21 protein-coding genes and 2 pseudogenes are annotated in these 25,257 nt (G+C 71.0%); 15 read left to right on the top strand and 8 right to left on the bottom strand.

Going from position 1 to position 25,257, the window contains the following annotated elements; genetic code table 11:
- Window positions 1–27: 27 nt before the first annotated feature.
- Window positions 28–1,524 carry an acyl-CoA synthetase gene (locus tag ABZ079_RS15180; RefSeq protein ID WP_356939883.1) on the top strand — a complete coding sequence of 499 codons (1,497 nt, stop codon included), beginning with the start codon at window positions 28–30 and terminating at the stop codon, window positions 1,522–1,524.
- A gap of 275 nt (window positions 1,525–1,799) precedes the next feature.
- Here ABZ079_RS15180 and paaK read toward each other — a convergent pair whose 3' ends face one another.
- A complete protein-coding gene (gene paaK / locus ABZ079_RS15175; RefSeq protein WP_356939882.1) occupies window positions 1,800–3,095 on the bottom strand; it encodes a phenylacetate--CoA ligase PaaK in 1,296 nt (431 codons plus the stop codon).
- A gap of 353 nt (window positions 3,096–3,448) precedes the next feature.
- Here paaK and ABZ079_RS15170 point away from each other — a divergent pair, with 353 nt between their 5' ends.
- Window positions 3,449–4,315 carry an alpha/beta hydrolase gene (locus tag ABZ079_RS15170; protein WP_356939881.1) on the top strand — a complete coding sequence of 289 codons (867 nt, stop codon included), beginning with the start codon at window positions 3,449–3,451 and terminating at the stop codon, window positions 4,313–4,315.
- A gap of 37 nt (window positions 4,316–4,352) precedes the next feature.
- A complete protein-coding gene (locus tag ABZ079_RS15165; protein ID WP_356939880.1) occupies window positions 4,353–5,057 on the top strand; it encodes an alpha/beta hydrolase in 705 nt (234 codons plus the stop codon).
- Window positions 5,058–5,260: 203 nt separating this feature from the next.
- Here ABZ079_RS15165 and ABZ079_RS15160 read toward each other — a convergent pair whose 3' ends face one another.
- Window positions 5,261–6,877, bottom strand: coding sequence for an acyl-CoA synthetase (locus ABZ079_RS15160; protein ID WP_356939879.1), 1,617 nt, complete (start codon window positions 6,875–6,877; stop codon window positions 5,261–5,263).
- A 187-nt stretch (window positions 6,878–7,064) separates the two neighbouring features.
- Between ABZ079_RS15160 and ABZ079_RS15155 the strand changes: the two genes are divergently transcribed.
- The 8 genes from ABZ079_RS15155 (at window position 7,065) to ABZ079_RS15120 (ending at window position 14,498) form a co-directional block, all read left to right on the top strand.
- The gene (locus ABZ079_RS15155; RefSeq protein WP_356939878.1) at window positions 7,065–7,865 is read left to right on the top strand and encodes a crotonase/enoyl-CoA hydratase family protein; all 801 of its coding nucleotides are present in this window, start codon (window positions 7,065–7,067) and stop codon (window positions 7,863–7,865) included.
- A 14-nt stretch (window positions 7,866–7,879) separates the two neighbouring features.
- Window positions 7,880–8,830, top strand: a complete 951-nt coding sequence (locus ABZ079_RS15150; protein WP_356939877.1) for an OB-fold domain-containing protein — start codon at window positions 7,880–7,882, stop codon at window positions 8,828–8,830.
- A complete protein-coding gene (locus ABZ079_RS15145; RefSeq protein WP_356939876.1) occupies window positions 8,827–9,897 on the top strand; it encodes a thiolase domain-containing protein in 1,071 nt (356 codons plus the stop codon). The genes ABZ079_RS15150 and ABZ079_RS15145 overlap by 4 nt, the downstream gene beginning before the upstream one ends.
- Complete coding sequence (locus ABZ079_RS15140) at window positions 9,894–11,060, top strand: thiolase domain-containing protein (protein ID WP_356939875.1); 1,167 nt, start codon at window positions 9,894–9,896, stop codon at window positions 11,058–11,060. The genes ABZ079_RS15145 and ABZ079_RS15140 overlap by 4 nt, the downstream gene beginning before the upstream one ends.
- Window positions 11,061–11,142: 82 nt before the next feature.
- Entirely contained in the window at window positions 11,143–11,385 is a 243-nt protein-coding gene (locus ABZ079_RS15135) for a DUF397 domain-containing protein (RefSeq protein ID WP_356939874.1), read from the top strand.
- A 116-nt stretch (window positions 11,386–11,501) separates the two neighbouring features.
- Window positions 11,502–12,404, top strand: a complete 903-nt coding sequence (locus ABZ079_RS15130) for a universal stress protein (protein WP_356939873.1) — start codon at window positions 11,502–11,504, stop codon at window positions 12,402–12,404.
- 204 nt (window positions 12,405–12,608) lie between these two features.
- Entirely contained in the window at window positions 12,609–13,850 is a 1,242-nt protein-coding gene (locus ABZ079_RS15125) for a PHB depolymerase family esterase (RefSeq protein ID WP_356939872.1), read from the top strand.
- Between the two features lie 330 nt (window positions 13,851–14,180).
- Complete coding sequence (locus tag ABZ079_RS15120; protein WP_356939871.1) at window positions 14,181–14,498, top strand: hypothetical protein; 318 nt, start codon at window positions 14,181–14,183, stop codon at window positions 14,496–14,498.
- Here ABZ079_RS15120 and ABZ079_RS15115 read toward each other — a convergent pair.
- The 3 genes and pseudogenes from ABZ079_RS15115 to ABZ079_RS15105 form a co-directional block, all read right to left on the bottom strand.
- Window positions 14,480–14,977, bottom strand: a complete 498-nt coding sequence (locus tag ABZ079_RS15115) for a hypothetical protein (protein WP_356939870.1) — start codon at window positions 14,975–14,977, stop codon at window positions 14,480–14,482. The two genes, ABZ079_RS15120 and ABZ079_RS15115, sit on opposite strands and share 19 nt — an antisense overlap.
- An 85-nt stretch (window positions 14,978–15,062) precedes the next feature.
- On the bottom strand, window positions 15,063–15,938 hold the full coding sequence (locus tag ABZ079_RS15110; RefSeq protein WP_356939869.1) for a peptidoglycan-binding protein: 876 nt from the start codon (window positions 15,936–15,938) through the stop codon (window positions 15,063–15,065).
- A gap of 357 nt (window positions 15,939–16,295) precedes the next feature.
- Window positions 16,296–16,463 (bottom strand): annotated as a pseudogene (locus ABZ079_RS15105) (IS5/IS1182 family transposase); the annotation flags it as partial.
- A gap of 62 nt (window positions 16,464–16,525) precedes the next feature.
- Between ABZ079_RS15105 and ABZ079_RS15100 the strand changes: the two are divergent.
- Window positions 16,526–17,194, top strand: a pseudogene (locus ABZ079_RS15100) (3-hydroxybutyrate oligomer hydrolase family protein); the annotation flags it as partial.
- A gap of 80 nt (window positions 17,195–17,274) precedes the next feature.
- Window positions 17,275–17,772, top strand: a complete 498-nt coding sequence (locus ABZ079_RS15095; RefSeq protein ID WP_356939868.1) for a hypothetical protein — start codon at window positions 17,275–17,277, stop codon at window positions 17,770–17,772.
- A 14-nt stretch (window positions 17,773–17,786) separates the two neighbouring features.
- Here the strand turns inward: ABZ079_RS15095 and ABZ079_RS15090 are convergent, their stop codons facing one another.
- Window positions 17,787–19,766 carry an N-acetylmuramoyl-L-alanine amidase gene (locus ABZ079_RS15090; protein WP_356939867.1) on the bottom strand — a complete coding sequence of 660 codons (1,980 nt, stop codon included), beginning with the start codon at window positions 19,764–19,766 and terminating at the stop codon, window positions 17,787–17,789.
- Between the two features lie 313 nt (window positions 19,767–20,079).
- Window positions 20,080–21,225, bottom strand: a complete 1,146-nt coding sequence (locus ABZ079_RS15085) for an aminoglycoside phosphotransferase family protein (protein ID WP_356939866.1) — start codon at window positions 21,223–21,225, stop codon at window positions 20,080–20,082.
- Between the two features lie 289 nt (window positions 21,226–21,514).
- Between ABZ079_RS15085 and ABZ079_RS15080 the strand changes: the two genes are divergently transcribed.
- The gene (locus tag ABZ079_RS15080) at window positions 21,515–23,008 is read left to right on the top strand and encodes a hypothetical protein (RefSeq protein WP_356939865.1); all 1,494 of its coding nucleotides are present in this window, start codon (window positions 21,515–21,517) and stop codon (window positions 23,006–23,008) included.
- A gap of 46 nt (window positions 23,009–23,054) precedes the next feature.
- On the opposite strand, the gene ABZ079_RS15075 is transcribed toward ABZ079_RS15080, so the two are convergent.
- On the bottom strand, window positions 23,055–24,485 hold the full coding sequence (locus tag ABZ079_RS15075) for a SpoIIE family protein phosphatase (protein WP_356939864.1): 1,431 nt from the start codon (window positions 24,483–24,485) through the stop codon (window positions 23,055–23,057).
- A gap of 346 nt (window positions 24,486–24,831) precedes the next feature.
- Between ABZ079_RS15075 and ABZ079_RS15070 the strand changes: the two genes are divergently transcribed.
- Complete coding sequence (locus tag ABZ079_RS15070; RefSeq protein WP_356939863.1) at window positions 24,832–25,245, top strand: SsgA family sporulation/cell division regulator; 414 nt, start codon at window positions 24,832–24,834, stop codon at window positions 25,243–25,245.
- The last annotated feature ends 12 nt before the right edge of the window (window positions 25,246–25,257 follow it).

Here is a 25,257-nt window from a genome sequence, read left to right as displayed (position 1 = left end):
CGTCCGGCGGCCCGAGGATCGGCTGTCATGATGCAGGGACACGGCAGCACGGTCGACGGAGTCCTACGGCGCAGCGCCCGGCGCACCCCGGCGCGCGTCGCGGTGGAGTACGGCGAGCGCAGATGGACGTACGAGGAACTCGACAACGCCGTCTCCCGCGCGGCCGCACTCCTGCGCGCGCAGGGGCTCACGCCGGGCGACCGGGTGGGCGCCTACGGCCACAACTCCGACGCCTACCTGATCGGGTTCCTGGCCTGCGCCCGAGCGGGCCTGGTCCACGTGCCGGTCAACCAGAACCTCACCGGGGACGATCTGGCGTACCTCGTCGGCCAGTCGGGCAGCACGCTGGTGCTCGCGGACCCGGACCTCGCCGGTCGCCTTCCGCGGGGCGTCCGTGTACTGCCGTTGCGGGACACCGAGGGCTCGCTCCTCGCCCGGCTCCCGGACGCACCGTCGTACGACGGGCCCGAGCCTCGCACCGAGGACCTGGCGCAACTGCTGTACACCTCCGGCACGACCGCTCTGCCCAAGGGCGCGATGATGACCCATCGGGCCTTGGTGCACGAGTACTTGAGCGCCATCACGGCCCTCGACCTGAGCGCCGGCGACCGGCCGGTGCACGCGCTGCCGCTGTACCACTCCGCGCAGATGCACGTGTTCCTGCTGCCGTACCTCGCGGTCGGCGCGACCAACATCATCCTGGACGCGCCGGACGGGGACCGGCTCTTCGATCTCATCGAAGCGGGCCGCGTGGACAGCCTCTTCGCGCCCCCCACGGTGTGGATCGGCCTCGCCGACCGGCCCGACTTCGCGAGGCGCGACCTCGGCGGCCTGCGCAAGGCCTACTACGGCGCGTCCATCATGCCCGTGCCGGTGCTGGAGCGGCTGCGGGACCGCCTGCCGGGGCTCGCCTTCTACAACTGTTTCGGACAGAGCGAGATCGGCCCGCTCGCCACCGTGCTCGGCCCCGACGAGCACGAGGGCCGGCTGGACTCGTGCGGCCGGACCGTGCTGTTCGTGGACGCCCGGGTCGTGGACGACAAGGGCGAGGACGTCCCCGACGGCACGCCGGGCGAAATCGTCTACCGTTCACCCCAGTTGTGCGAGGGCTACTGGGACAAGCCCGAGGAGACCGCCGAGGCGTTCCGGGACGGCTGGTTCCACTCGGGCGACCTCGCGGTGCGCGACTCCGACGGCTACCTCACCATCGTCGACCGGGTGAAGGACGTCATCAACTCCGGTGGGGTGCTGGTCGCCTCCCGCCAGATCGAGGACGCCCTGTACGCTCACGAGGCCGTGGCGGAGGCCGCCGTGATCGGCCTGCCCGACGAGCGGTGGGTCGAGGCCGTCACGGCGGTCGTCGTGCCGCGCGGCGAGGTGACGGAGGACCGGCTGATCGCCCACGTGAAGGAGAGGCTCGCGGCCTTCAAGGCCCCCAAGCGGGTGCTGTTCGTGGACCGGTTGCCGCGCAACGCCAGCGGGAAGATCCTCAAGCGCGAGCTGCGGGACCGCTTCAGCGGCTAGCCGGACGCTTCGACGGCGGCGGTGTGTCGGCCGGCGACCGCCAGTGCGGCAGCGCGGACTGGCCCGGTCCGACGCCGATCACCTGCACGGCCACATCGTCGGCGCCCGCCTCCACGTGGCCGTGCGGCTTGCGGACGACCGTCCGGATCGCCCCCGAACACCACGCCGGCCCCGCCGCGCAGGGCGTCCTTCTCCGCGCGGCTGCCACGCATGTCCATGCACCGGCGCCGGGTGCCCGGCCGGTGCCGTGAGGACGGACATCGGCGCCTTGAGCGCTAACGCGGGCGCAGATCCACGACACGGCGGATCTTGCCCACCGAGCGCTCCAGCGACTCCGGCTCCACGATCTCCACGTCGACGGACACACCGATGCCGTCCTTCACGGCCGCGACGATCGACCGGGCCGCCTCCCGCCGTACCTCCGGAGTCGCGCCCGGGCGGGCCTCGGCCCGTACGGTCAGTGCGTCCAGGCGGCCCTCCCGGGTGAGGCGCAGCTGGAAGTGCGGCGCCACACCGGGCGTGCGGAGCACGATCTCCTCGATCTGGGTGGGGAACAGGTTGACCCCGCGCAGGATCACCATGTCGTCGCTGCGGCCGGTGACCTTCTCCATCCGCCGGAACACCCGGGTCGTGCCGGGCAGCAGCCGGGTCAGATCGCGGGTCCGGTACCGGACGATCGGCATGGCCTCCTTGGTCAGCGAGGTGAACACCAGCTCGCCCCGCTCGCCCTCCGGCAGCACCTCGCCCGTGATCGGATCGACCACCTCCGGATAGAAGTGGTCCTCCCACACGGTCAGGCCGTCCTTGGTCTCCACGCACTCCTGGGCCACACCCGGACCGATCACCTCGGACAGACCGTAGATGTCGACGGCGTCGATCGCGAACCGCTCCTCGATCTCGCGTCGCATCTGCTCGGTCCAGGGCTCGGCCCCGAAGACGCCCACCCGCAGTGAGGTGCCGCGCGGGTCCACGCCCTGCCGCTCGAACTCGTCCAGCAGCGTGAGCATGTAGGAGGGGGTCACCATGATGACGGCCGGTTCGAGATCCCGGATCAGCTGCACCTGGCGCGCCGTCATTCCGCCGGAGGCCGGTACGACCGTACAGCCCAGCCGCTCGGCACCATAGTGAGCGCCCAGACCACCGGTGAACAGGCCATAGCCGTACGCCACATGCACGATGTCACCGGGCCGCCCGCCGGCCGCACGGATCGACCGCGCCACCATGTCGGCCCACATGGAGAGGTCGTTGTCCGTGTAGCCGACCACCGTGGGGCGTCCCGTGGTGCCGCTGGAGGCGTGCAGGCGGCGGATCCGCTCGCGCGGCACGGCGAACATGCCGTAGGGGTAGTTCTCCCGCAGGTGGGCCTTGGTCGTGAAGGGGAAGTGAGCCAGGTCCGCGAGCGAACGGCAGTCCTCCGGGTGGATGCCGGCCTTTTCGAACGACACCCGGTAGAACGGCACGTGGTCGTACGCGTGCCGCAGCGAGGCACGCAGCCGCTCCAGCTGAAGCGCCCGCAGCTCGTCCGGCCCGAGCCGCTCGCCCGCATCGAGCAGATCCGTCGCATCCGCCATCGAGACGTCTCCCTCGCCGACCTCACATTTCGGACGACCGATCATTCGGTCGATCTCTTCGGGGCCAGTAATCCAGGCCACGCGCCTTCAGGCAAGAGGGCGGCGGCGATTTTCCTCGTGGGGGCACCCCCGCGAGGAGGGGCGGTGGAGCTGCGAGGGGACTTCCCGCCTGTCCCGGCCGAGCACCTGGCGGAGTTCGGCACCGCCCCTGTGGCTCCCGGTGGTCGGGCAGGACGCTCCACCCGAGTGCGCGGACTCCTGGCTTACCGGCCCATCGCGCGGTGAGCAGCGACACCCAGGCCGTCCGGGAAAGGCGTTGCGTACCGGCGGGGGCGACGACCATGATCACCTGCATGCCGACCTTCATCGCAGCCGACGGCACGCCGCTCGCCTACCACCTGCGGGGTGAGGGCGAGCCCCTCGCCGTGCTGCCCGGCGGCCCCATGCGTGCCTCCGCCTACCTCGGGGACCTCGGTGGGCTGACCGCGCACCGCCGGCTGGCCCTGCTCGACCTGCGGGGCACCGGCGACTCCGCGGTGCCGGCGGACCCGGCGACATACCGATGCGACCGGATGGTCGAGGACGTGGAGGCGTGGCGCGCCCACATGGGTCTGGAGCACATGGATCTCCTCGCCCACTCGGCCGGTGCCGCCCTGGCGATGCTCTACGCGGCCCGTCGTCCGCACCGGGTACGACGGCTCGTGCTGATCACCCCCAACCCGTCCGCCCTGGGCATGCGGGCGACGCCCGAGGACCGGCTGGCGGCGGCCGCGCTGCGCACGAAGGAGCCGTGGTTCGAGGACGCGTTCCCGGCCTTCCGGGGGTGGCTCGCGGGGGGCGCCGACTTCGACGACGTGTTCCTGCCGTTCTTCTACGGCCGCTGGGACGACACCGCCCGGGCACACACGGACGCCGAACCGGAGCAGACGAACGAGGAGGCGGGGGAGCGCTACTTCGCCGACGGCGCCTTCACACCGGATGCCACCCGTGCCGCCCTCGCCACGCTGACCGCCCCTGTCCTCGTGTACGCGGGCGAACTCGACGGCGGCCCACGACCCGGCCTCGCCCGCCGTGCCGCTCAGGCCTTCCCGAACGCCGAGTTCGCCGTCCAGCCCGGCGCCGGCCACTACCCGTGGCTGGACGACCCCGAGTCGTTCCTGAGCCGTACGCGCGCCTTCCTCGACCGGTCCGCGGACTCCGCTCCGCCGTCGGCGGATTAGGCCGCCCGCCCCGCCCCGTTCGGCTAGCGTGCCGGGCATGGACACCGCGCCGCCGCACGCCATCGAGGCGAGCGGAACCACTCTGGCCTGCCGCACCTGGGGCCCGGCGGACGCCCCGCCCGTGCTGCTGCTGCACTGCCGGGGTGCCGATGGCGCGGACTGGACGCGGATCGCCGAACGGCTCGCGGCACCACCCCGCCCGCGCCGGGTGTACGCCCCCGACCTGCGCGGGCACGGACAGAGCGACTGGCCCGGGGACTACTCGGCCGAGACCATGAGCGAGGACATCCGCGCCCTGCTGGCAGCCCTCGGGCTCGACAGCGCCGACGTCGTGGGGCACTCGCTGGGCGGCCTCGTCGCCTATCTTCTCGCGCAGCGGCATCCCGGTGCCGTACGGCGCCTGGTGCTGGAGGACGTGTGCGCGCCGGTTCCGCTCGACCCGCCCCGACCGCCCGCCGAGCGGCCCGACGGTGAGCTGCCGTTCGACTGGGCGATGGTGCGGGCCACCGATCGGCAGCGCAACACGCCCAATCCTGTGTGGTGGGATCACATGGACCGGATCACCATGCCCACGCTGATCATCGGGGGCGGTCCCACCAGCCCCATCCCGCAGGACCAGGTCGCCCAGCTGGCCGAGCTGATCCCGGACGCCCGGCTGGTGACCGTCGACGCCGGGCACCTGGTGCACGAGACCCGACCGGAGGAGTTCCTCGCCCTGGTGGAGGACTTCCTCGACGGGTGAGCGCCGGGGAACCGGGAAGCCTCGGCAGCCGCCCTCGGCCCGGCTGCGGCACGCACGCCTCCATGAACCGGTCCCGGAACGCGGTCATCGCCCAGACCGGGCGTCCGCGGCAGGCTTCGGTTCCTCGGTCCCGCCCCAGCCGGAGACCCGATCCAGTGCCTTCGGGCCGTGGCGCCGGTGGTCACGGGCACGCCCTTCCCGGCCTACCGGCGGTCCGCCGCCACCGCCACCTCCCGCGCCCACCGGTAGTCGGCCTTGCCGCTCGGGGACCGCCGGACGGTGTCCGTGATCACCAGTTGGCGGGGGATCTTGTAACCGGCCAGCCGGGTACGGCAGTGGTTCTGGATGTCGGCAAGCGACGGGCGCGGTGCTCCCTCGCGCAGTTGCACCACGGCCGCCACATGGTTGCCCCACGTGTCGTCCGGCACACCCGCGACCAGCGCGTCGTACACGTCCGGATGCGCCTTGAGCGCCTGCTCGACCTCCTCCGGATAGACCTTCTCGCCGCCGGTGTTGATGCACTGGGAGCCCCGGCCGAGGACGGTGACCACCCCGTCCTCGTCGACCGTCGCCATGTCGCCCAGCAGCACCCAGCGCTGCCCGCCCTTCTCGAAGAAGGTCTCGGCGGTCTTGCGCGGGTCGTTGTAGTAGCCGAGCGGGACATGGCCGCACTGGGCGACCCGGCCGATCCCACCGACGGCGACCGGCTCGTGCGTCACCGGATCGACCACCCGGGTACGGGAGTTGACCCGGATGCGAAAGCCACGCTCGGGTCCGCAGTCGTCGGTCGCCGTCCCGTTGAAGCCGGACTCGGAGGAGCCGAAGTTGTTCAGCAGCCTCGCGTTCGGGACCAGCTCGCGGAACTGCCTGCGCACCGTCTCCGACATGATGGCGCCCGACGAGGAGACGCTGAACAGGGCGGAGCAGTCGGTTCCCTTCATCGGCCCGTTCAGGGCGTCGATCAGCGGCCGGAGCATCGCGTCGCCTACCAGCGACATGCTGGTGACCTTCTCCCGTTCGACGGTCCGCAGCACCTCCTCAGGGGCGAATCGGCGGTGCAGCACGACACGTTGGCCGAAGTTGAAACCGATGAACGCGGTGAGGGCCGAGGTGCCGTGCATCAGCGGGGGAGTGGGGAAGAAGGTGATCCCGGAGCCGGCCGCGGCGACCCGCTCGGCCAGCTCTTCCGGCGCCTTCACCGGTTCCCCGGTCGGTGCCCCGCCCCCCAACCCGGCGAAGAACAGGTCCTCCTGGCGCCACATCACACCTTTGGGCATGCCCGTCGTACCGCCGGTGTAGATGATGAAATGGTCGTCCCCGGACCGTGCCGGGAAACCGCGCTCGGGCGAACCGGCGGCCTCCGCGTCGGCGAACGGAACCGCTCCGGGCACCACTGCCGGCCCTGCTCCCACCCGCAGCAGATGCCGGAGCCCCGGCGCACGCGGCAGCGCCCGCACCACCCGGTCCTCGAACTCCGCGTCGAAGACCAGTGCGGCGAGGTCCGCGTCCCGGTAGAGGTACGCCAACTCATCATCGACGTAGCGGTAGTTCACGTTGACCGGGACGATCCTGGCCTTCAGGCAGCCCAGTACCGTCTGCAGGTACTCGACCCCGTTGTACAGGTGGAGGCCGAGGTGCTCGCCGGGTCGCAGACCGCTGTCGGACAGGTGGTGCGCGATGCGGTTGGCGGCGGCGTCCAGCTCGGCGTAGGTCAGCCGGCGTTCCGCGCCCGTGCCGGGATGGTCGAGGTACACGAGCGCCTCGCGGTCCGGGACCACGTCGACGACCGACTCGAACAGATCGGCAAGGTTGTACTCCACCGCTCCTCCTGACCCCGGCAGCCCGGACGAAGAAAGGCGCATCCGTCGGTTCGCCGGTCATCAGAGCAAAGGGGGCCGCAACTGTGAAGGGCCCGCACCAAGAAATCTGACTGTCTGTCAGAAAACCCTTGAAGTGCCCCCTCGCCTGCTGCAACCTGTTCTCGTTCTTACCGAGGGGAGATGGCCCATGGCTGGGACGGAACACCTCGCCGTGCAGCGCGAGGGCGCCACACTGGTACTCACGCTCAACAGGCCCGACGCCAAGAACGCGCTCTCGCTCCCGATGCTCGTCGGCCTGTACGACGGCTGGCTCGAGGCCGACGGGGACGACACGATCCGCTCGATCGTGCTCACCGGGGCCGGTGGCGCCTTCTGCGCCGGAATGGACCTCAAGGCGCTGGCCGGCGACGGTATGCAGGGGCAGCACCACCGTGACCGGCTCAAGGCGGACCCCGACCTGCACTGGAAGGCGATGCTGCGCCACCACCGCCCGCGCAAACCGGTGATCGCCGCCGTCGAGGGGTACTGCGTCGCGGGCGGCACCGAGATTCTCCAGGGCACCGACATCCGGGTCGCGGGCGAGTCCGCGACCTTCGGACTGTTCGAGGTCAAGCGCGCTCTGTTCCCGATCGGCGGCTCCACCGTCCGGCTGCCACGCCAGATCCCGCGCACCCACGCCCTGGAGATGCTGCTGACCGGCCGGCCGTACAGCGCTCAGGAGGCCGCCGGCATCGGCCTCATCGGCCATGTCGTGCCGGACGGCACCGCGCTCGCCAAGGCCCTGGAGATCGCCGAACAGATCAACGCCTGCGGACCGCTCGCCGTCGAGGCCGTCAAGGCCTCCGTGTACGAGACCGCCGGGATGACGGAGACCGACGGACTCGCCGCCGAACTCACCCGCGGCCGACCGGTTTTCGACACCGCCGACGCCAAGGAGGGCGCCCGCGCGTTCGCGGAGAAACGGCCACCCGTCTACAAGCGCGCCTGACCCGAGGAGCTCCCATGCCCGAAGTCCTCAAAGCGCCACTCGTCGTGGAGTTCGCCTTCACCCGCTCCCTCGGCCCCGTCCAGAGCGCCTTCCTCACCGGCCTGCGCGAACGCGTCGTCCTCGGCGTGCGGACCACCGACGGCCGCACGCTCGTCCCGCCCGTCGAGTACGACCCCGTCACCGCCGACGAGATCAGCGACCTGGTGGAGGTGGCCCCCACCGGCACGGTCACCACCTGGGCCTGGAACCACGAACCCCGCCGCGGTCAGCCCCTCGCCACCCCCTTCGCCTGGGTCCTGGTCCGGCTCGACGGCGCCGACACCGCCCTGCTGCACGCCCTCGACGTCCCCGGACCCGACGCCGTGCACACCGGCATGCGGGTGCGCATCCGCTGGGCCGGGGAACGCACCGGCGCCATCACCGACATCGCCTCCTTCGAGCCGTACGACGGCGCACCGGAGCAACCACGTGGCCACACCGGCCAGTTCGAGGACCCGCTCACCGGGATCGTCGCCCCGGCCCGGCTCGACTACACCTACTCGCCCGGCCGCGCCCAGTCCGCCTACATCGACGCCCTCCGCGAACAGCGGATCGTGGGCGAGCGCTGCCCCTCCTGCCGCAAGGTGTACGTCCCGCCGAGGGGTGCCTGTCCCACATGTGGCCTCGCCACATACGAACAGGTCGAAGTGGGCCCTCGGGGCACAGTCACCACCTTCTGCATTGTCAACATCAAAGCTGCTCATACGGCGAACCTCGACATCGAGGTGCCGTACGTCTACGCGCACATCGCCCTCGACGGGGCCGACCTCGCCCTGCACGCCCGGATCGGCGGCATCCCCTACGACCAGGTCCGCATGGGCCTGCGCGTGGAACCGGTGTGGACGCCGGGCGCCCGCCACCCCGACCACTACCGGCCCACCGGCGAGCCCGACGCGGACTACGAGACGTACAAGGAGCTGCTGTGACCAGCGAAACAGCCCCCACCCGCCGGGACATCGCCGTGGTCGCCTTCGCCCAGACCGACCACCGGCGCTCCACCGAGGAGGTCTCCGAGGTCGAGATGCTCATGCCGGTGCTCCACCAGGTCCTCGAAGAGACCGGCCTCAAGACCGCCGACATCGGCTTCACCTGCTCCGGCTCCAGCGACTACCTCGCCGGCCGCGCCTTCTCCTTCACCCTCGCCCTCGACGGCGTCGGCGCCTGGCCGCCGATCTCCGAGTCGCACGTCGAGATGGACGGCGCCTGGGCCCTGTACGAGGCATGGACCAAGCTCCTGACCGGAGACGCCGACACCGCGCTCGTCTACTCCTACGGCACGTGCTCATCCGGCTCGGTGCGGGACGTGCTGACCCGCCAGCTCGACCCGTACTACCTCGCACCCCTGTGGCCCGACGCCATAGCCCTCGCCGCCCTGCAGGCGCAGGCCCTCATCGACGCCGGCGACACCGGCGAATCCGCGCTCGCCGCCGTCGGCGCGCGCAGCCGGGCCGACGCCACCGCCAACCCCCACGCCCAGCTCAAGGGCAAGGTCCCGCAGGGCGATCCCCTTGTACGTCCCCTGCGCACCGGCGACTGCCCGCCCATCGGTGACGGCGCCGCCGCGGTGATCCTCGCGGCAGGGAAGCGGGCCCGCGAGCTGTGCGAGCGGCCCGCCTGGATCCGGGGCATCGACCACCGCATCGAGGCCCACGGACTGGGCGTGCGCGACCTGACCGACTCACCCTCCACCCGGCTGGCCGCCGAACGGGCCGGGGTCTTCGAACGACCCGTCGACACCGCCGAGTTGCACGCTCCGTTCAGCTCTCAGGAGGTGATCCTGCGCAAGGTGCTCCGCCTCGACGACAGCGTGCGCGTCAACCCCTCCGGAGGGGCCCTCGCCGCCAACCCGGTGATGGCCGCCGGGCTCATCCGCATCGGCGAGGCCGCCGCCCGCATCCACCGCGGTGAGTCCGACCGTGCCCTGGCCCACGCCACCTCGGGCCCCTGCCTGCAGCAGAACCTGGTCGCCGTACTCGAAGGGGATCCACGATGAGCAAGGAGCCCGTGGCCGTCGTAGGGATCGGCCAGACCAAGCACGTGGCCGCCCGTCGGGACGTGTCGATCGCCGGACTGGTCCGCGAGGCCGCTCAACGCGCCCTGTCGGACGCGGAGTCGTCATGGGCGGACATCGATGCCGTGGTCATCGGCAAGGCGCCCGACTTCTTCGAGGGCGTGATGATGCCCGAGCTGTACCTCGCCGACGCGCTCGGCGCCGTGGGCAAGCCCATGCTCCGGGTGCACACCGCCGGCTCCGTCGGTGGGTCCACCGCGCTCGTCGCAGCCAATCTGGTCGCCGCCCGCGTCCACGGCACGGTCCTCACTCTCGCCTTCGAAAAGCAGTCCGAATCCAACGCCATGTGGGGCCTGTCCCTGCCGATCCCCTTCCAGCAGCCCCTGCTCGCCGGGGCGGGCGGCTTCTTCGCCCCTCATGTGCGCGCGTACATGAGGCGCAGCGGCGCTCCCGACACCGTCGGCTCCCTCGTCGCCTATAAGGACCGGCGCAACGCCCTGAAGAACCCCTACGCCCATCTGCACGAGCACGACATCACCCTGGAGAAGGTCCAGGCCTCACCCATGTTGTGGGACCCCATCCGCTACTCCGAGACCTGCCCGTCCTCCGACGGCGCCTGTGCCATGGTCCTCACCGACCGGGCCGGCGCCGCCCGCGCGCCCCGGCCGCCCGCCTGGCTGCTCGGCGGCGCTATGCGCAGTGAACCGACCCTCTTCGCCGGCAAGGACTTCGTCTCCCCGCAGGCCGGCAAGGACTGCGCCGCCGACGTCTACCGGCAGGCCGGCATCGCCGACCCGCGCCGGGACATCGACGCCGTCGAGATGTATGTGCCGTTCTCCTGGTACGAGCCCATGTGGCTGGAGAACCTGGGCTTCGCCGAGGAGGGCGAGGGCTGGAAGCTCACCGAGTCCGGGGTGACCGGACTCGACGGGGACCTTCCCGTCAACATGTCGGGCGGTGTGCTGTCCACCAATCCCATCGGCGCCTCCGGCATGATCCGCTTCGCCGAGGCGGCCCTGCAGGTGCGCGGACAGGCCGGAGAACACCAGGTGGACGGCGCCCGCAAGGTGCTCGGACACGCCTACGGCGGCGGCTCGCAGTTCTTCTCCATGTGGCTCGTGGGGTCCGCGCCCCCCGATTCCTGAAAGGTCCTTCCCACGTGGCCTGTCGGCTGTCGTGAGCGGTCGCTAGGCTGACCGCGGACGACGAACCGGGAGGAGCACGGACGTGGCCGAGACCACCATCCAGCAGCAGCCGCTCGCGGGCTGGGACAAGCCGGAGCTGGACCTCAGCAAGGCCGAGTGGCAGTCCAGCAGCCGAGGTCTGGGGGATGTCCAGATCGCCTTTGTCGAGGGCTTCATCGCGATGCGCAACAGCGGCCATCCGGAGAGCCCTTCCCTGATCTTCACCCCCGCGGAATGGGGTGCCTTCGTCTCCGGAGCGAGGGAAGGCGAGTTCGACCTGACCTGAGCGAGGGGTGTTCCGACCGGATTTCCGGACACGCGACCGGCAGCGCCCTGCCCGGGCCGAGCCTGAGCGAGGCTGGCCCCAGCAAGGGGAAGGTCGTGTTCCGGAGGTGAGGAAGGATGAGCACTGCGCCGGTCATCGCCGCGGTCGACGGTTCGCAGGACAGCATCCGGGCCCTGGACTGGGCCCTGGCCACCGCCCGCCGCCGCGGGGCACCGCTGCGGGTGGTGCACGTACGGCAGTACGCGGCCTGGGGCCAGGCCGACGTACTGGTCGCCGGGCCATCCGAGGCGGAGGGCGATCCGGTGCTCGACGAGGTGCGCACCCGGCTCGCGGACCACGCCGAGGAGCAGGCCGTGGAGTACGTCGCCCTGGAGGGTGTTCCGGGCGCCGTCCTGCCCGAACTCGGCCTCGATGCCCAGCTGCTGGTCCTCGGCTCCCGGGGCCGCGGCGGTTTCGCCAGCCTGCTGCTCGGTTCCAACGGGCTCGCCGCCGCGCGGGACGCCGAGTGCCCGGTGGTCGTCGTACCCCCGCCCGGCCGCCAGGTGCACGGGGACGGCCCGGCCGAGCCGGGGCCCCGGGTGGTCGTCGGCCTGCACGCCGACAGCCCCGACGAGGCCGTCCTCGCCTTCGCGTTCGCCGAGGCGGCCCTGCGTACCGCCCGGGTACAGGTGATCGCCGCCTACCCGTGGCCGGTGCAGATGTGGTCCGCCCCCGGCCAGCTGGTGCCGCCCCTGATCGATCAGGACGCCGTCGAGCACGAGACCCGCGTCCTCGCCGAGGGCTTCCTCGCGCCGCACCGCAAGCGGCACCCCGGGGTCCGCGCCGACGCCGAGGCGCTGCCCGGCGACGCGGCCGGCCACCTGGTCGCCGCGTCCAGGGACGCCGAGCTGGTCGTCGTCGGCCGGCACCGGCGGCGGCTGCTCGCCCCGGCCCGCATGATGGGCTCGGTCACCCAGGCCGTGCTGCTGCACGCGGCGAGCCCGATCGCGGTGGTGCCGCCGGGACCGCCGGAGGAGTGAGGCCGGTGTGCCCACGGCCGACTTGGCGTAGCAGACCGCACCGCGGCCCGCAATGCGTCCGGTGTGGACTCGGCACCCCGACGGCTGTGGTGCGCGGTGCCATGGTGCCCGGACACGTCCGGACCTACGGTTCCGCCACGCCCGGTGCTCCAGGCGCCGTCCCTGCGCGGGAGTGGCCGGGTTGTGTCCACCGAAGGAGCCGCCATGCCTCTGTCCCCGTTCAGGAAGCCATCCGGAGCGCCCCCACGGGCCCGCCTTCTGCTCCGCGTCCTGACCGTCGTCGCCGTCGTCCTCGGCACCGCGCTCGCCGGCCCCGTGCCCGCCGCCCGGGCCACCGTCGCCCTCACCAAGGTGAACGACTTCGGGTCCAACCCGGGCGCCCTCGCCATGTATGTGCACCGGCCCGCTTCCCTCCCCGCGCGTCCGCCGGTGGTCGTGGCCCTGCACGGATGCACGCAGGGTGCCCAGGTCTACGCCGACAACTCCGGGCTGCCACAACTCGCCGACAGCGACGGGTTCCTGCTGGTGCTCGCCGAGACCACCACCGCCAACAACCCGAGCAGGTGCTTCAACTGGTTCCAGAGCGGCGACAACCGGCGTGACCAGGGTGAAGCCCTGTCCATCCGGCAGATGGTCAGCCACGCCGTCACCGCCTACGGCGCCGATCCCCACCGGGTCTACGTCACCGGTCTGTCGGCGGGCGGCGCCATGACGTCGGTCATGCTCACGACCTATCCCGACGTCTTCTCCGCCGGCGCGGTCGTCGCCGGTCTGCCCTACGACTGCACCAGGGACAACAGCCCCTACACCTGTATGAACCCCGGCGTCGACCTGAGCCCGGCGCAGTGGGCCCAGCGGGTGCGCGACGCCTTCCCCTCGTACCCGGGGCCGTGGCCGCGCACGGCCGTTTGGTACGGCGACCAGGACACCACCGTCGTACCGCGCAACGCCACCGAACTGCGCGACCAGTGGACGGCCCTGCACGGCCTGTCCCAGACCCCCGCGCGTACGACGACCATCGGGCCGGACGCCACCCGGCAGGACCAGTACCTGGCCGCCGACGGCACGGTCGCCGTCGAGGTCGACCGTGTCCCGGGCATCGGCCACGGCACCCCGGTCGATCCGGGCACCGGCACCGAGCAGTGCGGCAGCACCGGCGCCCCGTACTTCCTGGACTCGATCTGCTCCAGCCGCTGGATCGCCCGGTTCTTCGGTCTGAACACCTCCGACCCGGGCGGCTCCGACCCAGGGGGCGGAGGCACCGCGTCCTGCTGGACGGCGAGCAACTACGCCCATGTGCAGGCCGGGCGGGCCACCACCGGCGGCGGCTCCACCTACGCCAAGGGCTCCCACCAGAACTTGGGCCTGTACAACACATTCGTCACCCACACCCTGAAGGAGTCGCCCACCGGCTACTACACCCTCGCCGACGGTGGCTGTCCCTGACGGAGGGCCAGGAAGACACACGGTCCGCCATGGTGGCTGGCGACGCTGTACGGGCCGCCATCATGGCGGCCTCATACATATCCGGCACCACCACTCCGCCCTAACCTCCAGCGCGTCCCCAACCCGGTCCCGCATGCTCCCCCACCGCACATCACCGCCCGGACGGCCGACACGGCGCGCCGCGTTCGGCGCGCTGTCGCTCGCCGCCGCCTGCTCCCTGCTGGTCACCCCGGCCACCGCGGCGCCCACCGGGTCGGAGACACCCGTCGGGCACTGTGCCGGCCCGGCCCAGCTGCGCGTGCCCGGCGCCGCCCGCATGACTTCCGCAGGATGTTCATTACGGACGCCGTCACCGGCGGCCTTCCCGTCCACATCGCCGCGAAGATCGTCGGTCACAGCCTGAACACCACCCAGGCGTATCTCGCGGTCTTCCAGGAGGAGTTGATCAGGTCCTACCGGGCATTCCTTGACACCCGGCGCGCTGCCCGGCCGGCCGCCGAGTACCGGGAACCTACCGAGCAGGAGTGGGACGAGTTCCAGAAGCACTTCGAGTTGCGCAAGGTCGAACTGGGCACCTGCGGGCGTCCCTGCGGCCACCCACTGCGATGTCGTCGCCGGCGTGCTCGGGCTCAGGGGTCCACCCGGTAAGTCACGTAGTAGAACGAGCCTTCGACATCGGACGAGGCGACTTGCGCGATGTGCCCCCGGTCGGTGTCGCCCGTGTCGATCCTGATGGTGCCCAGCGGGTCGTCGTCGTCCAGGAAAGAGTCCCTATCCCAAAGGGTCAGCGACATGGAGAAGTCGAAGGGGATAGCGATGGAGGGATGCGCCACCTGACCTTTGTTTATGTCGCGCGTCTCCCCGTTGCCCGGCCACACCGAGTTGTCCAGCCCACTCAAGTCGTTAACAGTGAGGAAGAGGTTGTCCGGGTCCGCCTGGACCTCATCCAGCGCCTCTACGAGCCCTGGAATGGCCTTGACGGTCGCTGTCACTGCCTGGCCCGTCTCGTCGATCAAGATCTTCTCGAAGCCTGAGAGCAGACCTTGCAAGTGCGGGGTCAGATGGCCGAAGTCCGTACCAGTAGCGGGCTTCAAGCACCAGAGCTCGACTATGTTGGCCGTGGGCATGATGCTTCTCCTTCTTCCGTAGGGGTCGAAATATTGCGGCGAACAAGACTTCGGACTGACCCTTGTCCAGGCACGTTGCCGCCAGTCATACGCCCAGCGGAGTAAAGCCCGACTCCAAGAGCCACGAGCTCAGTGCAGCGAGGGTGCCCGGGTCCTTAGAGGATCCGTTCTGTTCGAGTCCGTTGTCGCCTTGGAACTTGCGGACCGCGCCCTGAGTGAGGGGTCCGTCAGCGCCATCCTGGGGTCCGGGTTTGTAACCGAGGGCGAGCAATGTGCCCTGCACACCGAACATGTCCGACAGGTCGAGCGCCAATCGGTCGGCAGGCAAGCTCAGGTCTTCGACGGTCTGCGCCAGCAGAAAATGCGCCAGGTCGAGTTTGTTCCGGATCTTGATGGTTCCCACGTCCGGAGTGAAATGACATTCGTCGGCCGCACCGTTCCAGTTCCGCACCGACACGTGGCGCTGGAATTTGGGAAACTTAAACGCCGGTCCCAGCGCCCAGCACATGCTCAAGGTCGCGAGCTGTGCGTTGGCCGGCCAGGAGGCAAAGTCGACGAACTCAGGGCGCCGCGTGAGGAACGACTCCATCTGGTCCAGCTTGGCGAACACATGGCGGTCGATCTCGTCGTCCTCCAAGTGCAGCGAAGTGAATGGGGGTTTGAAGGCGTTGTGCCCCAGAGGGGCGCGATCGAGGAGCGCTTTGACCTTGTCCCACTCGGCGGCGACCAGGTCCGCAGTCGCTGGAGAGCCGCTGCTACCCAGCCATCGCAACTCGTTGGCCAGGGCCAAAGAAGCGGACCGCTCTGCTGGAGTCGGGGGGGAGTTGGCGGCGGCGGTCTCATCGATCTTGTTGCCGATCCCCGTGCTCACCCATCCCTTCTGGTCGAGGTACATGAAGTTCACTCGGCCTTCGAGGGGGTCGTTGAACGCAATCCAATGGGCACGAACGATCTGATGCATTGTAATTGGCCTTTCTACACCGCACAGATGGGGGAACCGGTTTGGCTCGAACGGCCGACGTGTGCATGCGGCGACACCATGGGAAAGAGACCGGATGCCTCAACCCAACGAGGCCTGACAGAAAGCAAACTCGTAGTTATCCTCCCTCTCAGGGTCCGTCCGTCCCTATCTGATTGCAACTTGGGGCCGATGCCTGCTCCGCGGCGGTGCTGGACCCCGTGGAATCGGCTCCATGGGGACACGGTCAGCCGGACCCTTCGCGCTTTGGCCGAGAAGTGGCCATGCACCGCGGAAGGGCAATGCCGGCCGGGCATCCACCCGTGGCTGCAGCCGTCCTCGTCGCTCAGTGAACCGTTTTCATCCTGAATAGTTGCAGGTCAGCAGGGTGTGGACGGCTTGGACGGCTGTGCCGATGCGGCGGGTGGAACAGCGGGCTCGCCGCAGCCGCCGCCAGGTTTTGAGCTGGGCGAATTTGAGCTGGGCGAAGGCGCGTTCGCCGGGGGCCCGGAGTCGTGCGTGGTCGCGGTAGACGGGTCGGCCGCCCTATCACCTTGACAGAGCAGGCCGATCCGGTAGTTCGGAAAAGGCGCTCCGACGGCCCCCACCTGTTCACCTTCCTGCCGGCCGCGCTGCGCCACTACCCCGCGTACGCGGCCGGCGGCCCCGCGGCAGCCGACGCTCGGGCGGCCCTGCACCGGGCGGGATTCCCGGCCGGCTCCGAGTTCCTGTGGCCGTACCACCACAAGGTCTACTGGGACCTCACCCAGCGCATCTACCGGGAGGAACTCGACCCCGGTTACGACGGTGCCACCGAGGCGGGCACCCCCTTCTGCGCCTCCGGCACCCCCGCCTGCGACGCCGACTACGACTACCCGGCCCGCCCCGCCGCCGTCCACCGCGCCGTCGGCCGCATCGCCCTCACCGGACGCATCGGCAAACCCCTGATCACCCTGCAGGGCACCCTGGACGTGCTGCTGCCGATCAGCGAGGACTCCGACGTCTACACGCGCATGGTCCACGCGGCCGGGCGCGGCGGGCTGCTGCGCTACTACCGCATCGAGGACGGCACGCACACCGACTCCCTGGTCGACGCCTTCCCCGGCCGGCTCCGCCCGATGGTGCCCTGCCACCGCTCGGCGTTCAAGGCACTGGAACGGTGGATCGGCGGGGACGGCCTTCCGCCCGCCGATCACACGGTCGCCCGACCGGCCGACGCGGACCCGGGCACGTTGCTCGGCGGCTGCCCCCTGAACTGACCGGCCGTACGCCCGCCTGCCGATGCGCTGCCCGGCGCCCGCAGGTCACCCATCGGAGCCCCGGCACGTACCATGGCCGCATGTCGTTCCTCCGCCGCCGCAGCGCCACTCCCGCCGGACCCGACTTCGACGTGCTGGCCATGGACCCGGGCGACTGGCCGGGCAACCTCGGCGCGGGCCTGCTGCCCGCCCCCGACGGCACCTGCCAGGGTGTCTTCCTGCGCTACGACCTCTTCGGCGGCCGCGGCCCCGCGATGATCATCGGCAATCTGCCGGAGGGCTCCCCGGCCCGCGAGGTCGCCGAGGGAGAGATCCCCTTCGAGGTGGGCCAGCTGCTGCTGGCGCTGGAGAACGACGAGGAGGTCACCGTTGTCGAGACCGAGGACACGCCGGTCCTCCAGGGCGACAACCTCCTCATCGTGCGACGTCTGAAGCTGTCCGAGAGCCGGATCTCCTGTGTGCAGTTCGACCGCAGCGATGGCGTCCTCGTGACCATCGCCGCCTGGGAGCGTCCCATCACCGACGACCTGTACGCCCTGCTGAAGCCGCTCCCGGCGGAGCTTTTCCAGCAGGGCTGAGACACCGGCCGCCGCTAGCGGGCTAGCGGGCCGACCCTTTCGAGACGCACGTCCGCGGCGCGGACGAACCCGACCCGGTGGCCGTACTGGATCTCGTAGTACAGGTCCCGGCCCACCACGACCCGGTGCGAGTCGGTGGTGAAGGTGACCGCGTAGTAGTACTCGCCCGGCACCTCGTCACCGACCACATACCTCTGCCCGGCCGGGATCGTGTACGGCAGCGGCACCACCGACTGGGCGGGGACGCCCGCCGGGTAGGCCTCCTTCTCCGGGTAGGCGCGGCCGTACACCGGTACGCTCGTCAGGCCGTCCTTCGGGGCCACCACGAGGCCCTTCGCCGGCACCGCCGCCGGCTCCCTGCGCGGGTTCTCGAACCAGGCCTTCTGCCCCAGGTACCAGATGGCCGTCCAGTCGCCCCAGCGGTCGGCGACCGCGTACTGCTGGCCGGTGGACACCCGCGACGACAGGTCGTTCACCCCGTTGGTCGGGTCCGTCTTCAGACCGATGTCCTTGATCAGCGGCGCATTCACGTCGTGGTCGGAGTACAGCCGCACCTCGCTGGAACCGTGCGCCGCGCAGGGCTCGCCCTTCGTGGTGCAGCCCGTGTAGACGGGCCGGTTCGCTGTGTAGTCCGGAAGGATCGTCACCAGCCCGGCCTTCTTGCCGGCCGTGCGCTTGAAGGGGTGGCCCAGCAGCCGGAAGTAGTGCCGCCAGTCCCAGTAGGGACCGGGGTCCGTGTGCATGCCCGGGAGGGTGGACGTGGTCGGCCCGGGCACGTTGTCGTGACCCAGGATGTGCTGCCGGTCCAGCGGGACGCCGTACTTGCCGGCCAGGTACCGCACCAGCCGCGCCGAGGACCGGTACATCGCCTCCGTGTACCAGGCGTCCGGGTGGGCGAGGAAACCCTCGTGCTCGATGCCGATCGACCGGGCGTTGATGTCCCAGTTGCCGGCGTGCCAGGCCACGTCCTTCGCCTTGACATGCTGGGCGATCAGACCGTCAGTCGAGCGGATGGTGTAGTTCCAGGACACATAGGTCGGGTCCTGGACCAAGTCGAGCACCCCGTCCCAGGCACCCTCCGTGTCATGGATGACGATGTACTTGATGCGCTGCGCGGCCGGGCGGTCGCCGAGGTCGTGGTTGCCGTAGTCGTCGTCCCCGAACTGCGCGTACGGCGCCGGCACCGACTCGCAGGACACCGATCGCGGGCACTCCGTGTCGTCCGTGGGGAGGGTGCGCAGACCGGCCTGCTTCAGCTGGGCGGTGTCGGCGGTCAGCTTCGGCTGGGCGGCCAGGGCGACCAGCTGGCCGTCGTCGGTGGTACGTTCCCCGCCCGTGCGCAGGACGTCGTAGACGTCGTCGGCGTAGGCCTCGGCGGTCGCGGTGTCGTCGGCGCCGGAGAAGCGGGCCACCGCGCCGTACCAGTCGGCCGGGTCGGCGCTCAGCGGTTCGCCCAGCTCCTTCTGCGCGGCGGCGAGCAGGGCGGCACCGCCCGCCACGTTCGCCGCCGGGTCGGTACGCAGTTCCCCGGCCGGGATGCCGGTCAGCTCCGCCGCCTTCGGCAGCGTCCTCAGGCGGGCCGGGACCGCGGACTCGTCCGGCTCCTTGATGCCGGGGTGCAGGGCGGTCCGGGCGGTGTCGCCCCGGGCATCCTCCGTGCCCTCGGCGAAGTGCTCCGTGGTGGCGAGCGCGGTCCGGGCGTCGATGAGGTGCATCGGGCCGTAGCCGCCGATCACGCTGGGAGCGCCGCCGTGCCCGTCCCAGCGTGACTGCAGATAGGAGACGGCCAGCAGGACACTCTGCGGCACGTGGTAGTCGGCCGCGGCGGTGGCGAACGCGTGCTGTAACCGGGCGGCGGAGGAGTCCGTGGAGGTGGGCGCGGGTGCCGCGCCGAGCAACGGCAGCAGCAGGGCCGCGGAGGCGAGCGGGCCGGCGATGCGCCGGAGATGTCTGTGGCCGGGTGTGGACGTGGGGTCGGTGGCGGAACCTCGCAATGCGGCCTCCTGTGACGCGCGGGCGTGGCGGGGCGTGCGGCGCCGAGCTGGGTCAGTGGTACCGGCTTGCCGACGATCCGTCAATGATGCCCTCAGCGCGGTGATTTCCCACGTCACGGAGGGTTTTCGGCGAGTTTCGCGATGGCGGCGCGCGGGCCTGCGGGGCGTCACTGGCATACACCAGTGGGCAGGGTGGGCGGATACAGGCGAAGTGTCCGCGGGGCCCGGCACACACGAAGGTCCGCGGTGCGCCGCCGCTCTGGGCGCACCGCGGACCTTCGTCCCCCTCGGCGAGTGCCGACCGTCGTTCTGCTCAGCGAGTGCCGACCGCCGCGCGGACGGCCTTGCGGGCCATCTGGCAGTCGTCGTGCAGACGCCTGAGCAGCAGCCGCTGTTCCTCGCCGGACGGCGCAGCACCCGGGTGGGCCGTACCCGGTGCCGCCGGGGCCGTGTCGTGCATCGCACGCTGCACGGCCGTCTCATAGGTCCGGATCTCCCGGGTGAGCAGGAGCATCAGGTTCACCAGGAAGGCGTCCCGGGAGGCCGGGCCCGCCGACTGGGCGATCTGGCTGATCTGCCGCCGGGCCACCGGCGCGTCCCCGAGGACCAGCCACAGCGTCGCCAGGTCGTACCCCGGCAGATACCAGCCCGCGTGCTCCCAGTCCACCAGCACTGGACCAGCCGGTGAGAGCAGGATGTTCGAGAGCAGGGCGTCGCCGTGGCAGAACTGGAACATGCCCTGCCGGCCCACCTCGTGGGCGATGCCGTGCAGCAGCTTCTGCAGATCTCCGAGATCCCGGTCGGTGAGCAGGCCCAGCTCATGGGAGCGGGAGATCCGGGCGGCGTAGTCCAGCGGCATGCCGAAGGTGCCCGCCGGGGGGCGCCAGGCGTTCAGCCGGCAGATCGCGCCCAGCGCGGCCCGGATGTCCGCGCGGGGCGGGGCCTCCAACGGATGCCGCTGCAGTGCCGCCACCCGGCCCGGCATCCGCTCGATGACCAGGGTGCAGTTGTCCGGGTCCGCCGCGATCAGCCTCGGCACACGGACCGGTGGCCGGTGCCGGACGAACGAGCGGTATGCGGCTATTTCGTGGCGGATCCGCTGGGCCCAGGCGGGCGAGTGGTCCAGGAGACACTTGGCGACGGCCGTGCTGCGCCCTGTCGTCCCGACGAGCAGGACGGATCGTCCGCTGCGCCGCAGCAGCTGCACCGGAGCGAACTCAGGGCAGATCCGGTGCACCGAGGCGATCGCGGTGCGCAGCTGCGCGCCCTGGGGGCCGGACAAGTCGAGTCTCCCGCTGAGCGGTTGGGTACCGGGTTGACCCGGCACCCGCCGGGGCCGGCCCGCGCCCAGCACGGGTCCGCCCGGCCGCGCCACCGGGTCGAGGTACGGCCCGCCGCCCGCCGGGCGGGGACGCAGCGGCCGGGGCGGGGCGGACACGGAGGACGATGCTGCGTACATGGGAGATACAGATCCCTTCGTGTGCCTGCAGTGCCTGCCTGTACATCTCACGCGCAACCCGGCCCGGCCGCCCGGGCACACCCTGGGGAATGTGCCCGTCATGTTCCGTCATGTGCCGTCACGTGCCCTCGTAACGAGGGCGGCGACCGGGTCGGGGTGGCGCGTTCCTACCTGACACCCGATGCCCAGTGGCACACCATCTGGCGGACCCTGGCGAACGGTGGCGAATAGTCGCCCGGCAACCTCCAGCGGGCTACTGTCAACTCAGCCGAGAACCTGGGGGCTTGACGTGAGCGGACAACCCAACACCCGCCTTGCGGACCTGTTCGGCCTGGCCGGCTGGTCCAAAGGTGAACTCGCGAGGCTGGTCAACCGGCAGGCGGCGGCCATGGGCCACCCCCAGCTGGCGACCGACACCTCCCGGGTGCGGCGGTGGATCGACACGGGAGAGATCCCGCGCGATCCCGTGCCGCGGGTGCTGGCAGCCCTGTTCACCGAGCGTCTCGGCCGTGTCGTGACCATCGAGGACCTCGGTCTGGTACGGCACGGGCGTGCGGGGAAACGGCAGGGCGACGGGATCGAGGAACATCCCGACGGAGTGCCGTGGCCGCCCGAGCGGACCGCCGCGGTCCTCACCGAATTCACGGGAATGGACCTCATGCTCAACCGACGCGGCTTGGTGGGCGCGGGTGCCGCGCTCGCCGCGGGATCCACACTCAGCAGCGCCATGTACGACTGGTTGCACACCGACCCGGCCCTCAAAGCCGACGCCCCCGTCCTCGACGACCCTTTGCACGCCGACCCCGCCGGGTTCGACCGCTATGAGGCCGCCCCCATCGGATCGCAGGAGATCGAGGAGCTGGAGCGCTCGGTCGAGGTGTTCCGCGCCTGGGACGCGGCCCGTGGCGGCGGACTGCAACGCAAAGCGGTCGTAGGTCAGCTGAACGAGGTGGGCGGCATGCTCGCCTACCACCACCCACCCCATCTCCAGCGGCGCCTGTGGGGCGTCGCCGCCAATCTCGCCGTCCTCGCGGGCTGGATGTCGCACGACGTCGGCCTGGAACCCACGGCGCAGAAGTACTTCGTCATCGCCGCCCATGCCGCCCGTGAGGGCGGTGACCGGCCCCGCGCCGGCGAGGCACTGTCCCGGGCGGCCCGGCAGATGGTGCACCTCGGCCGGCCGGACGACGCACTGGATCTGATGAAGCTCGCCCAGTCCGGCGCAGGCGACCGCCTGCAGCCGCGTACGAAGGCGATGTTCCACACCATCGAGGCCTGGGCGCAGGCGTCGATGGGCAAGGGCCAGGCGATGCGCCGCACGCTCGGCCGGGCGGAGGACCTCTTCGTCTCCGACCGGCAGGACGTGGAACCGCCGGACTGGATGCAGACCTTCAAGGACGAGGATCTGTACGGCATGCAGGCCCTGGCCTACCGCACGCTGGCGGAGTTCGACCCGGGTGCGGCCGCGCACGCCCAGCACTACGCGGAGAAGGCCCTCGCCCTGCGCGTGGACGGACGGGAGCGGTCGAAGATCTTCGACCACCTCTCCATGGCGTCGGCCTGCTTCATCGCCGACGACCCCGAACAGGCGGACCGCTACGCACGGCTGGCCCTGATGTCGATGGGGTCGAACTCCTCCCGTCGCACCTGGGACCGGTTGCGCCAGATGTACCGGCTGACCGCGGAGTACGCCGGCTACCCGAAGATCCACGAACTGCGGGAGGAGATCAGACTCGCCCTGCCCAAGCCCAGGGCCAAGGGCGACCACAGCGCACAGGTGTAGCGGCCTGTGCGCCGGGTCTTCTCAGTAAGGCCGGGAGCAGGTCAGTTCACGAGGTGACCTTGGCGACGAGTACGCATGCGTCGTCCTCGCGCCCGGCCCCGCCGAACTCCTCGACGAGCGTCCGCACACAGTCCTGCGCGGTGCGCGCCGCGCCGAACCGTGGGGCGAGGTCCAGCAGACGGCCCACGGCCGCCGAGCCGCTCTGTCCCGAGGCCAGTCCGTCGGTGTGCAGCAGGAGGAGGTCGTCGGGCCGAAGGGTCACTTCGGCCTGCCCGTAGACGGCGCCCGAGGTGGCGCCGAGCAGGACGCCGTCCGGCGCGTTCAGCCTGCGCCCCGTCCCGTCGCGGTACAGCAGCGGGGCGGGGTGTCCGGCCTGCGCCCAGAGCAGGGTGCGGGTCTCGGGCCGGTAGCGGCAGCAGACGGCGCTGCCCAGGGCGGGCTGCACGGTGGCGTCCAGTAACTGGTTGAGCATGGCGAGCAGTTGGCCGGGGGCCGTGCCGGCCAACGCCATGCCGCGTACGGCGCCGAGCAGCATCGTCATGTTCGAGGCGACGGCCACGCCCTGTCCGGTGAGGCCGCCGACGCTGAGCAGGGTCTGCCCGTCGGACAGCTCCAGCGCGTCGTACCAGTCTCCGCCGATGAGTGTGCTCGTCGTCGCCGGCAGGTGGTGGGCGGCGAGGTCGAGGGCCGGTGGTTCGTGGTGCGGGAGCCGCAGGGAGCCGCGCCATGGTGGCAGCACGGCCTCCTGCAGCTCGGCCGCGATCCGGTGTTCGGTCTGCTCCTGCCGGCGGTGGCGCTGCAGGGAGTCACGGGTCTCGCGCACCGTCCGCTGGCTGCGGCGCAGTTCGCTGACGTCCCGCAGCACCGCCCACATCGAGACGGTGCTGCCGTCGGCGCCGAGCACGGGCTCGCCCATCATGTGCACGGTCCGCTCGGAGTCGTCGGGCCGTACGACGCGGAACTCGCCGTCGATCGGCCTGCCGTCGACCAGGCAGTCCGTCACCATCGCGGTCAGCCTCGGCCGGTCCTCCTCCAGGACCACGGAGGGCAGTTCGTCCAGGGTGAGGGCGGGGCCGGCCGGGTCGCGGCCGAGGATCCGGTACAGCTCCCCGGACCAGGTGGCCTCGTCCGTCAGCAGATTCCACTCCGCGCTGCCGACGCGGCTGAGCAGCGAGCCGGGCGGGGTGCCGACCGGGACCGGCCGGACGGCCGGGGGGTCGGCGGACTCCGCCGGAGCGGGGTCCGGGCCGTCCCGCAGCTGCGCCAAGTGGGAGTCCAGGTCGTCCAGTTGGTGCGACGCGAGGTCGTAGAGAGCGCGCTGCCAGCGTTCCTCCGGGTCCGCGCCGTCGCTCCGGGTGTCCCGCCGTACGGCGTCCACGTCTCCCTTGAGCCGCCGCGCCTGCGTTATCAACGCCTCGACCGAGCCGCGTCCGGGCGGCTGGGCGGCTGAGCGGTCCGCGGAGACTGGGGACGGCATGACGCACTCCGATGGGAACGGTACGGCCAAGGGGGACGGGGGGAGCGTTACGACTGTGGCACAGCCCGCGACGCCTCGTAAGGGATTTGGCAACACACGATACGGTGGTGCTTCCGGCATATGCCAGAGTCTTCCCGGAGTGTTCCGCGGGTACGGATGAGGTACGCGCAGATGGGTTCAAGTCGTAGGAGCGCTACGGGAGTTGGACGATGCCGATGGCTTCGGTGGAGCGCTCAATCGCGTGTTCGACGCTTGTGTGTTCCATGCTGCCGTCGTTCGGCGGGTATCCGCCGAACTCTGACCGGATTTGGCGCCATGCGCGGGGCCCCCACCGACTCCACAGAGTATGGACGTCTCCATCGAACAGCCCGCCCTTGCCCGGCTCATCACCGCCGAGGACCGGGAGATCCCGGTGCCGGCCACCCTTCGGTACACCCCGCACGACCCGCTCGCCGTCTTCGTGGACTTCCCCGCCGAGGCCGCCCTGGACGGTGAGGAACTCACGTGGACCTTCGCGCGTTCCCTGCTCGACCAGGGGCTGCGGGCCCCGGCCGGCAGCGGGGACGTGCGGATATGGCCGTACGGCCGCACACGGACGGTACTGGAGTTCCACTCGCCGTACGGCCTCGCCCTGTTGCAGTTCCAGGCCTCGTCGTTGCGCCGTTTCCTCCTGCGTACCTATGAGGTGGTGGCGGCCGGGCAGGAGGACGTCGCGGTGGTGGTGGAGCGGGGACTGAGCGCCCTCTTCGGCGGGGTGTGAGGTGCGGCCCGG

It is taken from the genome of Streptomyces sp. NPDC006314, assembly GCF_040613075.1.
GTDB lineage: Bacteria > Actinomycetota > Actinomycetes > Streptomycetales > Streptomycetaceae > Streptomyces.
This window is presented reverse-complemented; position numbering and strand designations above follow the sequence as displayed.